This window comes from Actinoallomurus oryzae (assembly GCF_039541955.1).
GTDB lineage: Bacteria > Actinomycetota > Actinomycetes > Streptosporangiales > Streptosporangiaceae > Actinoallomurus > Actinoallomurus oryzae.
The window spans coordinates 16,101-30,059 of sequence record NZ_BAABHF010000026.1 but is presented as its reverse complement, the minus strand read 5'-3'; the positions used below and the strand labels follow the sequence as shown (position 1 = coordinate 30,059).

The 13,959-nt window shown below is 71.4% G+C and carries 12 protein-coding genes; 4 read left to right on the top strand and 8 right to left on the bottom strand.

Going from position 1 to position 13,959, the window contains the following annotated elements; genetic code table 11:
- Positions 1 to 54: 54 nt before the first annotated feature.
- Complete coding sequence (locus ABEA10_RS25665; protein WP_345468308.1) at positions 55 to 1,236, top strand: acyl-CoA dehydrogenase family protein; 1,182 nt, start codon at positions 55 to 57, stop codon at positions 1,234 to 1,236.
- An 84-nt stretch (positions 1,237 to 1,320) separates the two neighbouring features.
- On the opposite strand, the gene ABEA10_RS25660 is transcribed toward ABEA10_RS25665, so the two are convergent.
- Positions 1,321 to 2,244, bottom strand: coding sequence for an SDR family oxidoreductase (locus tag ABEA10_RS25660; protein WP_345468306.1), 924 nt, complete (start codon positions 2,242 to 2,244; stop codon positions 1,321 to 1,323).
- Between the two features lie 124 nt (positions 2,245 to 2,368).
- On the opposite strand from ABEA10_RS25660, the gene ABEA10_RS25655 reads away from it, so the two are divergent.
- Positions 2,369 to 2,932 (top strand): TetR/AcrR family transcriptional regulator, encoded by a 564-nt coding sequence (locus ABEA10_RS25655; RefSeq protein ID WP_345468304.1) that lies wholly within the window; start codon positions 2,369 to 2,371, stop codon positions 2,930 to 2,932.
- 30 nt (positions 2,933 to 2,962) lie between these two features.
- On the opposite strand, the gene ABEA10_RS25650 is transcribed toward ABEA10_RS25655, so the two are convergent.
- Positions 2,963 to 4,429 carry a class I adenylate-forming enzyme family protein gene (locus ABEA10_RS25650; protein ID WP_345468302.1) on the bottom strand — a complete coding sequence of 489 codons (1,467 nt, stop codon included), beginning with the start codon at positions 4,427 to 4,429 and terminating at the stop codon, positions 2,963 to 2,965.
- 79 nt (positions 4,430 to 4,508) lie between these two features.
- Between ABEA10_RS25650 and ABEA10_RS25645 the strand changes: the two genes are divergently transcribed.
- Entirely contained in the window at positions 4,509 to 4,940 is a 432-nt protein-coding gene (locus ABEA10_RS25645) for an SRPBCC family protein (RefSeq protein ID WP_329235996.1), read from the top strand.
- An 8-nt stretch (positions 4,941 to 4,948) separates the two neighbouring features.
- Here the strand turns inward: ABEA10_RS25645 and ABEA10_RS25640 are convergent, their stop codons facing one another.
- The 3 genes from ABEA10_RS25640 to ABEA10_RS25630 form a co-directional block, all read right to left on the bottom strand.
- Positions 4,949 to 5,734 (bottom strand): enoyl-CoA hydratase/isomerase family protein, encoded by a 786-nt coding sequence (locus tag ABEA10_RS25640; protein ID WP_345468298.1) that lies wholly within the window; start codon positions 5,732 to 5,734, stop codon positions 4,949 to 4,951.
- The gene (locus ABEA10_RS25635) at positions 5,731 to 6,642 is read right to left on the bottom strand and encodes an alpha/beta hydrolase (RefSeq protein WP_345468296.1); all 912 of its coding nucleotides are present in this window, start codon (positions 6,640 to 6,642) and stop codon (positions 5,731 to 5,733) included. Before ABEA10_RS25635 ends, ABEA10_RS25640 begins: the two co-directional genes overlap by 4 nt.
- Positions 6,643 to 6,755: 113 nt before the next feature.
- Positions 6,756 to 7,475, bottom strand: coding sequence for a gamma-glutamyl-gamma-aminobutyrate hydrolase family protein (locus ABEA10_RS25630; RefSeq protein ID WP_345468294.1), 720 nt, complete (start codon positions 7,473 to 7,475; stop codon positions 6,756 to 6,758).
- Positions 7,476 to 7,955: 480 nt separating this feature from the next.
- Here ABEA10_RS25630 and ABEA10_RS25625 point away from each other — a divergent pair, with 480 nt between their 5' ends.
- Entirely contained in the window at positions 7,956 to 9,056 is a 1,101-nt protein-coding gene (locus ABEA10_RS25625; protein ID WP_345468292.1) for a globin domain-containing protein, read from the top strand.
- A gap of 50 nt (positions 9,057 to 9,106) precedes the next feature.
- Here the strand turns inward: ABEA10_RS25625 and ABEA10_RS25620 are convergent, their stop codons facing one another.
- The 3 genes from ABEA10_RS25620 to ABEA10_RS25610 form a co-directional block, all read right to left on the bottom strand.
- Complete coding sequence (locus ABEA10_RS25620; protein ID WP_345468290.1) at positions 9,107 to 9,910, bottom strand: helix-turn-helix transcriptional regulator; 804 nt, start codon at positions 9,908 to 9,910, stop codon at positions 9,107 to 9,109.
- Positions 9,911 to 10,054: 144 nt separating this feature from the next.
- A complete protein-coding gene (locus tag ABEA10_RS25615) occupies positions 10,055 to 11,152 on the bottom strand; it encodes an Mrp/NBP35 family ATP-binding protein (RefSeq protein ID WP_345468289.1) in 1,098 nt (365 codons plus the stop codon).
- Entirely contained in the window at positions 11,145 to 13,952 is a 2,808-nt protein-coding gene (locus ABEA10_RS25610; RefSeq protein ID WP_345468287.1) for a molybdopterin-dependent oxidoreductase, read from the bottom strand. Before ABEA10_RS25610 ends, ABEA10_RS25615 begins: the two co-directional genes overlap by 8 nt.
- Positions 13,953 to 13,959: the final 7 nt, after the last annotated feature.

The following is a 13,959-nucleotide window of genomic DNA, read 5'->3' as shown; positions in this document are numbered from 1 at the left end:
CGCCGACCCCCGCGCTCGCTACTGTGGTCCGCAGCAGAACCGAAGGAGGTTCGGGTGGATTTCGACCTGCCGGAGAGTGCCGTCGCCGTACGGGACGGGGTCGCCGCGATCGGCGCGCGCCACGGGCTGGACTACTGGGATCGCTGCGACGCGGACAAGCGCTGGCCCGAGGAGGTCTGGCGCGCGCTCGCCGACGGCGGGTGGCTCGGTCTCGCCGTGCCCGAGGAGTACGGCGGCGGCGGGCAGGGCCTGCTCGAGCTCGCGGTCGCCGCCGAGGCCCTCGCCGCCTCCGGGGCGGGCGCGGCGGCCTCCTTCCTCTACCTGCTCACCCCCGCCTTCGGCGCCTTGACCATCGCCCGCCACGGCACCGGGGAGCAGAAGCGCGCGCTGCTGCCCGCCCTGGCCGCCGGACGGTCGGAGACCTGCTTCGCCATCACCGAGCCCGACGCCGGGAGCAACGCGATCAACATCGCCACCCAGGCCCGCCGTGACGGTGAGGACTTCCTGGTCACCGGCCAGAAGATCTGGATCTCCGGAGTCGAGCGCGCCCGCCACATGGTCCTGGTCGCCCGTACGATCCCGGCCGCCGAGGCGAAGCCGCGGGTCAGCGGGTTCACGATCCTGCTGGTGGACATCGAGGAGGCGGTCGCGGCCGGCACCCTGACCTACCGGCCGATCCCCAAGCTCGGCACCAACACGGTCGCCTCGAACATGGTCTTCCTCGACGACGTCCGCGTCCCCGCCACGAACGTCATCGGCCGGGTGGACGAGGGCTTCGCCGTGCTGTGGGACATCCTCAACCCCGAACGGATCATCGCCGCCGCCGGTGCGGTCGGCAGCGGTGAGCTGTGCCTCAAGGTGGCCTGCGACTACGCGAAGGACCGCGCTCCGTTCGGGCGGCCCATCGGCGCCAGCCAGGCGGTCGCGTTCCCGCTCGCGCGGGTCAAGGCCCAGGTGGAGCTGGCGCGCCTGATGACGTACAAGGCGGCGTGGCTGTGGGACCGGCAGCGGCCCTGCGGCTCGGAGGCCAACATCGCCAAGCTCACCGCCGCGGAGGCGGGCTGGCAGGCGGCCGACCGGATGTTCCAGGCGCACGGCGGCATGGCCTACTCCCTGGAATATCCGGTGGCCCGGCTGTTCCGCGACGCCCGGATCGGCAAGAGCATCCCGGTCGCCGAGGAACTCGTCCTGGCGCACATCGCCCAGCACGAGCTGGGGTTGCCGAAGTCCTACTGAGCCCGCGGCGCCCGGGGCGACCGGCGCCGGCCCGCCGATGGTGACCGTCCGGCGCCGGGCCCGCGTCAGGCCCAGGGCGGCGTGTCAGGCGGACGCGGCCTGGAAGTAGTGGCCCTTGTCGAGATCGTCGATGAGCCCGGGCTGAGCCGGCCGCCAGTCCATCCACTGGCGGGTCAGTGCGCTCGAGGCCGGGCTGTCGGCCGCGAACATGGGGGCCAGCCAGCCGAACCGCTCGCCCGCGTCCTCGGGGGATACGGCGGCCACCGGAAGGCCGAGGTGCCGGCCGATCACTTCGGCGATGGCGCGGGTCGGCACGCCCTCGTCGGCGACAGGGTGCAGCACCGATCCCGCCGGGGCCTTCTCCAGCGCCAGGCGGAACAGGTTCGCGGCGTCGAGCCGGTGCACGGCGGGCCAGCGGTTGGTCCCGTCCCCGACGTGGCCGGAGAAGCCGTTGGCGCGGGCGAAGCCGACCAGGGCCGCCACGAAGCCGGGGTCGCCCTCCCCGTGCACCGTCGGGGGCAGGCGCAGCACGGATGAGCGGACACCGCGGGACGCGAGGGACAGCGTCAGCCGCGCGGTGGCCATCCGGGCGCTCGGCCCCGCCTGGGCCGGCGCGGACTCACGGCCGTCCCGTTCGGTCGCCACCCGCCCGGGGGCGAGCCCGAGCAGCCCGGAGGCGAGGACGAACGGGCGGTCGGATCCGGCGAGCGCCTCGGCGAACGTCTCGACCGCACGGCGGTCCGCGTCGACGGCGCCCTGGAAGTCGCCCGAGAAGGCGATGTCGTGCTTGAACGCGAGGTGGATCACGCCGTCGGACGCGGCGGCCGCGCTCCTCAGGGTGTCGAGATCGTCGAGAGTGCCGCGCCGCACCTGGGCCCCGGCCGCGGTGAGGGCGGCGGCCGAGGCTTCCGAGCGCGCCAGCCCGGTGACCTGGTGACCCGCGCCGATGAGCTCGGGAACGACGGCGGAGCCGATCCAGCCGGACGCGCCGGTGACGAAAACGCGCATGACGAAACCTCCGATGAGTGGACGTCCTCGGCGAGGAGGACGCGCGAGAGGCGACCGATGTCAGCCGCTGTCATCACAATACAGCAAGCATGTCAGTCGCTGTCATCAGGCTACGATCGGAGGCATGGGTCGATGGCAGCCGAACGCGCGCGGCAGGCTCGCGCAGGCGGCACTGGAGCTCTACGCCGAACGCGGGTTCGAACAGACCACGGTGGCGGAGATCGCCAAGCGGGCCGGGCTGACGGAGCGCACGTTCTTCCGGCACTACGCCGACAAGCGTGAGGTGCTGTTCGCCGGTGGGGCCGTGCTCGAGGACCTGTTCGTACGCGCCGTCACCGACGCGCCGGACTCCGCCGCCCCGATCGACGCGGTGGCCGCGGCCCTGGAGACCACGGGCACCGTGCTCCTGGACCGTGAGTTCTCCCGGCAGCGGCAGGCCATCATCGACGCGAACGCCGAGCTGCGCGAGCGCGAGCTGATCAAGCTGTCCTCCCTCGCCTCGGCACTCACCGGCGCGCTGCGCGGGCGCGGCGTCCCGGACCTGGCCGCGAGCCTGGCCGCCGAGGCGGGAATCGCCGTCTTCAAGGTCGCGTTCGTCCGCTGGATCGGCGAGGGCGAGCAGAAGGACCTGCCACAGCTCATCCGCGAGTCACTCGACGGGCTCAAGGCCGTGACCACGGGTTCGTAGGGCCTGCCTCGAAGTCCCGCCAACGGGCGTTCAGGAGCGCTCGGGCAGGCGTACGGCCACGGCCGGGTCGTGCGCCGCGCGCAGGTCGCGTTTGAGGATCTTGCCGGAGTGGTTGCGCGGGATCGCCTCGGCGAACTCGTACCAGCGCGGACGCTTGAACGCCCCGAGGCGCTCGCGGCAGTGCGCGTCCAGCTCCTCGGCGCCGACCGGCTCGCGGACCACCACCAGGGCCTTGACCGCCTCGCCCCAGCGGCGGTCGGGCACGCCGATGACCGCGGCGTCGCCGACCGCCGGGTGGGCGAGCAGCACGCGTTCGACCTCGGCGGAGTAGACGTTCTCCCCGCCCGTTTTGATCATGTCCTTGGCGCGGTCGACGAAGAAGAGGTACCCGTCATCGTCGCGGCGCATCACGTCGCCCGTGTGCAGGAATCCGCCGCGCAGCGTCTCTGCGGTCGCCTCGGGCAGGTTCGCGTACCCGGCCATCATCGACGGGCCGCGGACCAGCAGCTCCCCCACCTCGCCCGGCGGCGCGTCGACCATCACGTCGAAGGCGGGCAGCGGGCGGCCGGCGGTGCCCGGCCGCGCCAGCTCGTCGGCGAGGGTCGAGACGGACACGAAGTTGCCCGCCTCCGTCGAGCCGTACACGCCCCGGTAGTCGATGCCCGCCTCGGCGAGCATCCGCAGCGTCGCGGCCCGCTCGGTGCCCGCCATGCCGTACACCAGGCGGATCGGCCGGGCCGCGGGGTGCCGGAGCGCCCGGCGCATGCCGGCCGGGAAGATCGCCACGGTGACGCCGTGCGCGGTCACCAGCGACCACGTCTCGTCCAGGCCCGCGCCGGACGGGAAGACCACGGTGCCGCCCGTCGCCAGATGAGCGAGCGCCGCGCCGTACCCGGCGACGTGGAAGAGCGGCAGCGTCGCGAGCAGCCGGTCGTCGGCGGTGACGCCCAGCCCCTGCACCGCGTTGGCCGTCGCGGCCACCCAGCCGCGGTTCGTCAGCAGGCAGCCCTTCGGCCGCCCGGTCGTCCCGGAGGTGTACAGGCTGATCACCGGGCTGTCGTCGCCGGGCCGCGGCGGGAGCGACCCGGTGGCCGCGCCGAGCCGGGCCTCCAGTTCCTCGCCGATCACCCAGTGGGCCAGGCCGAGCAGCCCGGACGCGCGGGCGAGCGGTTCGAGCGCGGGATGCACCACCGCGTGCGCGGCGGCGGCGTCCTCGACCTGAAAGCGGATCTCGGCCGGCGCCAGGCGGACGTTGAGCGGCACCACACACGCGCCGAGCAGCGACGCGGCGAACGCGGTCTCCAGCGCCTCCGGCGCGTTGACGGTCAGCAGCGCGATCCGGCCGCCCGGCCGCACGCCACCGGCGGCGAACACCCCGGCCAGCCGTTCGACGCGCTCCGCGAGCTCCCCGTAGGTGCGGCGGCCGCCCGTCCAGGCGAAGGCGGTGCGCGACGGCCACAGCGCGCCGCCGCGATGAGCGAGATCTCCGAGCAGCATCCGCCCTCCCGGTCCGCGCGTGCTCCCCCGGATCGGAGGGAACCTCATCCAGGAGAACACAACACCAGGAGCGATTTCGATGCCCAAGCCGTACGCCAGCACCGTCCTGCCGGTCTCCGCCGACCGGGTGTGGGCCTACCTCCGCGACTTCGGCAACATCGCCGAGTGGCATCCGGGCATCGTGACGGGCGAGCTGGAGCACGGCGCCGGCGACCAGGTCGGCTCGGTGCGCCGGCTGACGGGGCCGGGCGGTGAGGTATTCCGCGAACGCCTGGTCGCGCTGGACGACGGCGAGCGCACCTCGACGTACGACCTGTTCGAGGGGCCGTTCCCGGTCCGGTTCTACCGCGCGACGCTGAGGGTCGCGCCGGTGACGGACACCGGGCTCGCCTTCGCCGAGTGGTTCGCGCGCTACGACGCCGACGCTCAGGACGAGGCCTGGCTGACCAAGACGTTCGCGCGTGGCATCTTCGCCACCGGCCTGGCCGCGCTCCAGGAGCGGTTCACCTGACCCGGTGCTCAGAACCTCGGTGAGCGCTTCTCGCGGAGGGCACGGACGCCCTCGCGCAGGTCCGGGCCGGCGAAGCCGAAGAACTCCATCGCGAGCGACGCGTCGAAGGCGGGGCCGGCCGTGCGGAGCCAGTTGTTGAGCGCCAGCTTGGTGAACCCGATGGCCTGGGTGGCTCCCCCGGCGAGGCGGCCGGCGATCTCCAGGGCCTTCTCGTGCACCTCGTCGTCGTCGACGCAGACGCTGACCAGCCCGATGCGCTCGGCTTCCTCGCCCGTCAACGGCTCGCACAGCAGCAGGTGGTACTTGGCCTTGGCCAGCCCGCACAGCAGCGGCCAGACGATCGCGGCGTGGTCGCCGGCGGCGACGCCGAGCCGGGTGTGGCCGTCGATGATCTTCGCGGTGCGGCCGGCGACCGAGATGTCGGCGAGCAGGGCGACGGCGAGTCCCGCGCCGACCGCCGGGCCCTGGATCGCGCTCACGACCGGCTTGGCGCAGTTGATGACGTTGTAGACGATGTCGCGGGCCTCGCGCAGGACGCGGGAGCGCACCTCGTAGTCGGCCATCATCTCCTCGATCATGTCGAGGTCGCCGCCGGCCGAGAACGCCGTGCCCTCGCCGCGGACGACGATGGCGCGCACGTCGTCGTCGGCGTCCGCGTCGCGCCAGATCTCGGCGAGCTCGCGGTGGCCGGTCGCGTCGACGGCGTTGAGCCGTCCGGGCGCGCTCAGCGTCACTCGCAGGACTCCGTCGGCGGCCCAGTCGATCTTCAGTCGCTCGTACGACGCGTAGCTCATCGCTCCTCCTGACCGAACGAGCGCCGGAGACGGTCCGCCGCCCACGCGCGGGCGCCGGCGGCGTCGTCGAACACCTCCGGCATCGTGATGAAATTGTGGATCATGCCGTCGAAACGGCGAAGCTCGACCGGCACGCCGGCGGCGGCGAGGGCGCGGGCGTACTCCTCTCCCTCGTCGCGGAGGATGTCGTACTCGGCCGTGAGGACCGTCGCCGGCGGCAGCCCGGGCAGGTCGGGGGCGCGCAGCGGCGCGACACGCGGGTCGGAGCGGTCGGCGGCGCCGAGGTAGTGCCCGAAGAACCAGGCCATCGCGGCCGCGCTCAGGCCGTAGCCCTCGCCGAACTCGGTGAAGCTGGGCGAGTCGAGCCCGGAGTCGGTGTTGGGGCACATCAGCAGCTGGTGGGCGAGCGCCATGCCCTCGTCGCGGGCGAGGCGCGCGACGACGGCCGCGAGGTTGCCGCCGGCGCTGTCACCGCCCACGGCCACCGCGTCCGGTGCGACCCCGTAGTGCCCGGCGCGCCGTACGACGTCGGCCGTCACCGCGAAGGCGTCCTCGACCGCGGCCGGGAACGGGTGCTCGGGCGCCAGCCGGTAGTCGGCGCTGACGACGACGCAGCGCGCCTCGGCGGCGAGCCGGCGGCACATCGGGTCGGCGGAGTTCAGGTCGCCGATCGACCAGCCGCCGCCGTGGAAGTAGACGAGCGCGGGCAGCACGCCGTCCGCCGGGCGGTAGGTGCGGATCGGGATCGCGCCGACGGCGGCGTCCTCGACCGCCGTCAGCTCCGGCCCGATGCCCCGGTGGGGGCTCATCCGGGTGGCGGCGCGCATTTCGGCGATATCGGGCTCCGCCGGGGCCGCGCCGGTCCGCATGACCTCCAGGAACGCGACTGACTGCGGATGCAGCGGCATGCGTTCGACCTCCAGACTCGGCTTGCGCCGACCCTATCCCAGGCGCCTCGCGGCCCCGGGCCGGTGAGTTCGCGCGGAGACCAGGGCTCGCCCGAAGGGGTTCCGGCGTTCTCTCAGCCGCGGGCCTCGGCGACGAGCGCCTCGATGAGGCGTGGGTCGTCGGCCTCTTCCGGGTGCCACTGCACGCCGACGCCGAAGCGGTGTCCCTGGAGCTCGATCGCCTCGATGATCTGATCGTCGGCCCAGGCGACCGTGGACAGGCCCTTGCCCAGCCGCCGGACCGCCTGGTGGTGGCCGCTCATCACCTCGGCGTGATCACCGAGGGTCTTGCCGAGCATGCTGGTCGCGCTGATCTGGACCCGGTGCCGGCCGAACCGGCCCGGCGAGGGCTGGTGCGCGTGACCGCCGACGACATCGGGCAGGTGCTGGATGAGGCTGCCCTCGCGTATGACGTTGAGCGCCTGCATGCCGCGGCCGATGGCGAGGAAGGGCAGGTCCGCGTCGATCGCCGCGCGCAGGAGCGCGAACTCGAAGCGGTCGCGGTGCGGCTGCGGCGGGCCGGTCTGCTCGTGCGGCTCCTCGCCGTACCGGGACGGCTCGATGTCGCCGCCGCCGGAGAAGATGAGGCCGTCGAGCCGCTCGATGAGGACCGGGATCGTGGCACGGACCGAGGGCGGCACGAGGACGGGCACGGCACGCGCTCGTTCGAGCGCTCGCTGGTACGCCACCGGGAGCAGCACCGCCTCGCGTACCCAGTCGGCCCAGCGCGCGGCTTCGAGGCCGGACGTGATTCCGATGAGCGGGGGAACCGCGCCGTACGTCGCCCCTGCCATGCCAGAGCCCCCTCCTGAACGCCGCGCCTACGGGCGCCTGATCGCTTCTGATCATCATTGCGCATAGCCGCGCCTTTCGGGCCCATCCCCACCAAGCGCCCGATCCACCACCTTCCGGGCGGATCCGCCGGGTGCGCGCCGGCCGCCCTCGGCGGGCGCCTCGCCCGGCGGCGCCTCGCCACGGGATGACGGAACCCGCTCCCGAGTGAACAATCCTTCGAACTCGTTGGTATTTCTTCTAACACTCTCAGAGGTGAGGATATCAGCGACGCCAGTAAAACGATCTTATACCGGTCGGTATTTGTCACCGCCCGGCAATCACTCTCCGATCACAAATAATCGATTACTGATTACAGTACGTATATGCCCGGACTCTACCGCCGTAGGTGGTTGATGTTCTCCCTGGTGAGATGCGAAACTTCCTCCGGGGGAAATGTGATCGAGGTCATCGAACCGACAGTGGGGGGATTGATGAAATCGATGAATCCCCGGATCATCAAAGAGAGCTTTGCCCTCTTCGAGGGGAAAGAGGAGGACATTTCAGGCTATTTCTACGGCCGCCTATTCGCCGAGAACCCGCGCCTGCGCGCGCTCTTCCCGCCGGCCATGAACCACCAGCGCGATCGTTTCTTCCACGCCCTCCGGAAGATCGTCTGGAGCATCGACAGCCCCGGCACTCTGTCGACGTTCCTGTCGCGGCTGGGCCGTGACCACCACAGGTTCGGGGTGACACGCGAGCACTACGACGCGATGGGGCGGGCGCTGCTGGCCACGCTGCGCAGGTTCGGCGGTGACGCCTGGACCGCCGAGATGGAGTGCGCGTGGCGGCACGCCTACGCCACCGCGGCCACGATGATGGCCGAGGCCGCCGAGTCCTCGCCGCTGCCGCCGTGGTGGACCGCGGAGGTCGTCGAGCACGAGCTGCGCCGGCCCGACGTCGCGGCGCTGACCGTACGCCCCGGCTCGACGCTCCCGTACCGGGCGGGCCAGTACGTCACCGTCCAGACCGCGCGCTGGCCGTGGACGTGGCGGCCGTACTCCGTCGCCAACGCCCCGCGCCCGGACGGGCTGCTGCGCTTCCACGTACGCGCGCTGCCCGGGGGGTGGGTCGGCGGGACGCTCGTCCGGCACACCAAGATCGGCGACACGCTGCTGCTCGGCCACGCGGCCGGCACGATGACCCTCGACCTCGACTCCGACCGCCCCATCCTCTGCGTCGCCGGCGGCACCGGCCTGGCCCCGCTCAAGGCCCTGGTCGAGGAGGCGGTCGAGAAGGACCTGCGCCGCGACATCCACCTGCTCGTCGGCGCACGCACGTCCGCCGACCTGTACGACCTGCCGGACCTGCGGGCCCTGGAAGATCGGACGCCGTGGCTGCGGGTCGTCCCGGTCGTGTCCGAGGACCCGTCCCACGACGGCCTGCACGGCCTCGTACCGGACGTGCTCGACCGCTTCCCCGACTGGTCGCGCCACGACGCCTACGTGGCGGGACCGCCGGAGATGATCCAGCGCACGGTCACGGCCCTGGACGAGCTCGGCGTCCCCGCCGGCCAGATCCACTACGACCGGATCGACCAGTAGGACCTCTCCTGGCGCGGCCGGGGCGCGTCGCCATGACCGAGGGGCCGTGCTCAGCCATGCCGTGTCTCGGCGCGCCGCCGCAGGAAGGCGGCGGTCTCCTCGTCGGCGGGGAAGAACGCCTCGATGGCCAGCTCGGCGAGGGTGACGTCCTCGGCGGTGCCGAAGGTCGTGACCGTGCTGAAGAAGGCGAGCACCTGGTCGTCGTACCGCAGCCGGGTGGGCAGCGCGATGTCGTGGGACGGCTCGTGCGGACCGTCATCGGCGCCGCCGCCGTACGCCCGGGTCTCCTCGTGCAGCGCCGTGAGCTCCGGGTCCCCCGTCAGCGCGACCTGCCGCGCCATCCGCGCGACGAGGTGCGCCCGCACCTCCGGCAGGTTGACCGCACGCGCGGCGAGCCCACGCGGATGCAGCGCGAGCCGGTGGATGTTGATCGGCGGACGCACCAGGTCCTCGGGCACGCCCTCCAGGAAGAGCATGGCCGCCTCGTTCGCCATGACGAGGTTCCAGACCCGGTCGACGACGATGGCGGGGTACGGCTCGTGCCCGTCGAGCACCCGGTTGAGTGCCTCCCGCGCCGGCCGCATCTCCGGCGAGTCGATCGACCGCTCCCGGTAGACGGGCGCGAACCCGGCCGCCATGAGCAGGCCGTTCCGATCGCGCAGGGGCACGTCGAGGCGTTCGGTGAGCCGTAGCACCATGTCGCGGCTCGGCCTGGCACGCCCGGTCTCCAGAAAACTGAGGTGACGGGTGGAGATCCCGGCCTCGTTGGACAGCTCCAGCTGGCTGAGCCGGCGGCGGCGACGCCAGTCACGCAGCAGATCCCCGACGGGCCGGGTGGCGGTAGCGGTAACCATAGTGCCCGCACGCTACCCGCCTCCCCGCCCACCGGCGATTACCCGGGAGGTAATGCGGGCCGTTCCGCGCGGCCTCCGCAGGGAGGCTCCGGCCTTCCGTCGCGGACCTGGCGAGCGCTGAGCCTCTCACAGAGACGGACCGTCTCAAAGCGCTTGCAGGGGCAGCGACACTCCGATGAGGCTCTTCCTCGACTCGGGCAGCGATCCGGCGATGTCTCGTAGCGCGGACGCGGACGGCGCGTCCGGACGGCCGGCCACGACCGGGACACCGATGTCGCCCGACTCCCGCAGCTCCACGTCGAGAGGAACCCTGCCGAGCAGCGAAACGCCCAGCCCGTCGGCCAGCGCGGTACCCCCTCCGGCACCGAACAGCGGCGTATGCCGGCCGCACGCACAGGCGAACTGCGACATGTTCTCCACCACTCCCGCGATCGCGATTCCGAGGTCGGCCGCCATCCGCCCGGCGCTCCGGGCCACCTGCTGGGCTGCCGGCTGAGGGGTCGTGACGACGACGACCTGCGCGTCGGGTACGAGTTCGAGTAGCGAGATGGCGATGTCGCCGGTGCCCGGTGGCAGGTCGACGAGCAGCACGTCGAGCTCGCCCCAGTGCACATCGTCCAGGAACTGCTGGAGCGCCTTGTGGAGCATGGGCCCGCGCCATATCAGCGGCTCGTCGTCGCTGACGAAGAATCCGGTCGACATGAGTCGGACGCCGTGGGCCTCGACGGGCAGCATGGCGCCACCCAGAGCGACCGGAGCACGGTCGACTCCGAACAGCAGCGGGATCGAGTGACCCCACACGTCCGCGTCCAGCACGCCGACCCTCTTGCCGGTGCGGGCCAGCGCCACCGCCAGGTTCGCCGTCACGGTCGACTTGCCGACCCCGCCCTTGCCGCTCGCGACGGCGTATACCGCGGGGCGGTCGTTCAGTACGCCGCGCACGCCTCCGAACTGCGCGCGTACCCGCTCGCCCAGTTCGGCCCGCTGCCGCGCCGTCATCGTCGCGAACTCGACGTCGACATGCCGGATGCCCGGCAGACCGCGAACGGCGGCCTCGACGTCGGCTCGCAGCCGTTCCCGAAGCGGGCAGCCGGAGGTCGTGAGAAGAAGCCGCACGCTCACCCGGCCGCGCTTGCCGACGCGGACTCCGCCGACCATGCCGAGTTCGGTGATCGGACGGTGGATCTCGGGATCATCGACCGAGGCGAGCGCGGTGTGGATCGATCGCTCGCACTCAGACATGAAAGGCCCGCCTCTTGGGCTTCACCGGCCGCATCATGAACTCGGGGCGGCGTAGCCCGTCCGCGTTCGGACCCGGCCGCGTCTTCGCCAGCCACTCCCGGTACACGGCGCGAGACTTCCGCGTGTCCACGACGACGTCGCCGTACTCGTCACCCGGCTCCACCGGAGCTAGCCGCACTTTCTGGTGCCAGCAATGCATTCCCGACAAGGGGTCAGGATGCACCGCGAAGGCGAGGTTCTGGTGCACGCCGGGATCGTCCCAGCTGATCCGGGAGCTGTCGGGGTCGGTGGACGCGAATGGCCGCACCCGTTCGCGATAGCGCAGCCGCCAGACCCCCTCATCGCTACGCCGCAGGTCGACCAGGCCACTCACCCACCGGCTGCCGTCCTGTTCGTGCAGCCTCCAGCGACCCATGTGGTGCGACAGGGCGACCACCCCCGGCCGGATTCCCGCGGTGACCCAGACCCGGACCACGAGATGGCCGATCTCGGTATGGACACGGACGAGATCGCCCGTGGCGATTCCACCGGCGTCTTGCGGGTTCACCCACAGTGGGTGGGTGTTGCTTATCTCGTTGAGGTACTTGGCGTTGCCGGACCGGGTGTGAACGAGGGTGGGAAGCCGGAACGTCGGCATGAGGACGAGCTGCCCTGCCTCCACGTCGACCTGGTGACGCGACACGTGCGACTCGATGTAGCCGGGGGTCGCGTGCTCCGGCCAGCCGAAATCGGCGAGCGCCGTGGAGTAGATCTCCAGCTTCCGCGAGGGCGTGAGCCAGCCGACCGTCACCGTGCCGTCCTCGTGCCGGACCCCGACCGACCCGGCCTCGCCGATGAGTGGTGGAACCGAGTCCGGGCTGGTCGGACGACGCAGCACACCGTTCTCATCGGCCTCGGCGCCCTGCAGCTCATCGGGCGCCGGCGGCCGCTCGTCGACCCGGTAGACCTCCGAGTCGATCTCCACGACCCCGAACTTGCGCATGTACTCCAGGGGGGCCAGGCCGGTCGCGGCCGCCTTCTCGGGAAGTCCCGGCACGGCATTCTCGAAAACGTGCCGGTAGTACTCATCGACGGTGATCTTCTCGCCGGGCCGGTACGGCGATTCGAAGTACTTGCGGATCCCCAGCTCGCCATCCGGGTCGATCCGCCAGGACAGCTCGAACCAGAATTCGTTCTCCTCCCAGACCTCGCCCGGATTCGCGTCACGCGTGTCGTGGTAGGTCTGACCCAGTTTGTCCATGGCCACTCGGCGAACCGGCTGCCGGAATCCCAGCCAGCGCCCAGCGTGGGTCTCGTACGAGTGGATGTCGTGCCGCTCCGTCGAGTGGCCCATCGGCAGTACGTAGTCGGCATAGGCCGCCGTCTCCGACCAGGTCGGCGTGAGCGCCACGTGGCAGCCCACCTGCTCCGTACTGCTCAGCGCCTCCACCCACATGAAGCCGTCCGGATTGGTCCAGACGGGGTTGTAGACCCTGCTGAAATAGACCTCGAGCCTGGCCCGGCCGTCGGCGAGGAAGTGCGGGAGCAGAATCGACATCTCGTTCGTGGACATCGGATACTCCCGCGGCCACAGAGTCTCGTTCCAACGTTCGTGCGCGGCGGGCATGTTCGGGCCGTGCGCGACGAACTTGTTCCAGCCGTTCGGGCTGGTGCCGCCCTTGGTACCGACACTGCCGGTGAGCACGTTGAGAAAGAACAGGGACCGGGCCACCTGCCAGCCGCCGAGATTGCCCGCGGCGGCGGCACGCCAGATATGGGCCGCGAGCCGCGTGCCCGCACCGGCCACGATCTCGGCCAGCTCCTCGATCCGCTCCACCGGTACGCGGGCCTCCTGCGCGGCGAACTCGAAGGTGTAGGAGGAGTAATCGGCCTCCAGGCGGTCCAGGAAGGTGTCGAAATCGCGGGGCGCCTCCGGATGCAACCGCTCCAGATACGTCTCCCAGTTGAGCCAGCGACGAAGATAGTCCGTCGCCAGCTGCCGGGTACGGATCAGGTAGGACGCCACCGCCAGCAGGATCGCGGCCTCGCTGCCCGGCCATGGGGCCAGCCACACATCAGCGCGTGCGGCCGTGTTGGACATACGGGGGTCCAGCACGACCAGTTTCGCGCCATCCAGCTTTCCCTCCATGATCCGCTGGGCGTGCGGGTTGAAGTAGTGGCCGGTCTCCAGATGGCTTGACAGCAGCAGAATGACCTTGGCATTGGCGTAATCGGGCGACGGGCGGTCGTATCCGCCCCACATGCTGTAGCCGAAGCGGGCGCCGCTGGAGCAGATGTTGGTGTGGCTGTTGTGCCCGTCGACCCCCCACGCCTGGAGGAACCGTTCGGCGAAGCCGTCCTCGCCGGGACGGCCGACGTGGTAAAGGATCTCATCGTTGCGGTCCTCCACGATCGCCCGACGGATGCGCGCGGCGATGTCATCCAGTGCCTCGTCCCAGGTGACCCGCTCCCAGGAACCGCTCCCCCGTTCGCCGGTACGGCGCAGCGGATACAGGATGCGTTCGGGATCGTTCAGCTGGTTGATGGTGGCGGGCCCCTTGGCGCAGTTACGTCCTCGCGAACCCGGATGCGCCGGATTACCGGTGACCTTCTTGATCGACAGGTCCGGCTTCTCGACGTAGGCGAGAAGCCCGCAGGCCGACTCGCAGTTGAAGCAGGTGGTCGGGATCAGCATGTATTCGCGCGGCACCTTGCGCGGGTGCGCCTTCGCGTCGTTCTCGACGTGATGGTCCCACGTCTCGGGTGGCGGGTAGTTCCGCAGCCGTTCGTGGTTGCGGGCGCCCGGAAGGTCGATGCTCATGCGAGGG

Excerpts from the sequence above, each read along its gene's own strand:
- ABEA10_RS25660 (WP_345468306.1), bottom strand. The coding sequence starts at position 2,244 with ATGCGCGTTTTCGTCACCGGCGCGTCCGGCTGGATCGGCTCCGCCGTC.
- ABEA10_RS25610 (WP_345468287.1), bottom strand. The coding sequence starts at position 13,952 with ATGAGCATCGACCTTCCGGGCGCCCGCAACCACGAACGGCTGCGGAAC.
- ABEA10_RS25640 (WP_345468298.1), bottom strand. The coding sequence starts at position 5,734 with ATGAGCTACGCGTCGTACGAGCGACTGAAGATCGACTGGGCCGCCGAC.
- ABEA10_RS25645 (WP_329235996.1), top strand. The coding sequence starts at position 4,509 with ATGCCCAAGCCGTACGCCAGCACCGTCCTGCCGGTCTCCGCCGACCGG.
- ABEA10_RS25630 (WP_345468294.1), bottom strand. The coding sequence starts at position 7,475 with ATGGCAGGGGCGACGTACGGCGCGGTTCCCCCGCTCATCGGAATCACG.
- ABEA10_RS25625 (WP_345468292.1), top strand. The coding sequence starts at position 7,956 with ATGAATCCCCGGATCATCAAAGAGAGCTTTGCCCTCTTCGAGGGGAAA.
- ABEA10_RS25615 (WP_345468289.1), bottom strand. The coding sequence starts at position 11,152 with ATGTCTGAGTGCGAGCGATCGATCCACACCGCGCTCGCCTCGGTCGAT.
- ABEA10_RS25635 (WP_345468296.1), bottom strand. The coding sequence starts at position 6,642 with ATGCCGCTGCATCCGCAGTCAGTCGCGTTCCTGGAGGTCATGCGGACC.
- ABEA10_RS25620 (WP_345468290.1), bottom strand. The coding sequence starts at position 9,910 with ATGGTTACCGCTACCGCCACCCGGCCCGTCGGGGATCTGCTGCGTGAC.
- ABEA10_RS25650 (WP_345468302.1), bottom strand. The coding sequence starts at position 4,429 with ATGCTGCTCGGAGATCTCGCTCATCGCGGCGGCGCGCTGTGGCCGTCG.
- ABEA10_RS25655 (WP_345468304.1), top strand. The coding sequence starts at position 2,369 with ATGGGTCGATGGCAGCCGAACGCGCGCGGCAGGCTCGCGCAGGCGGCA.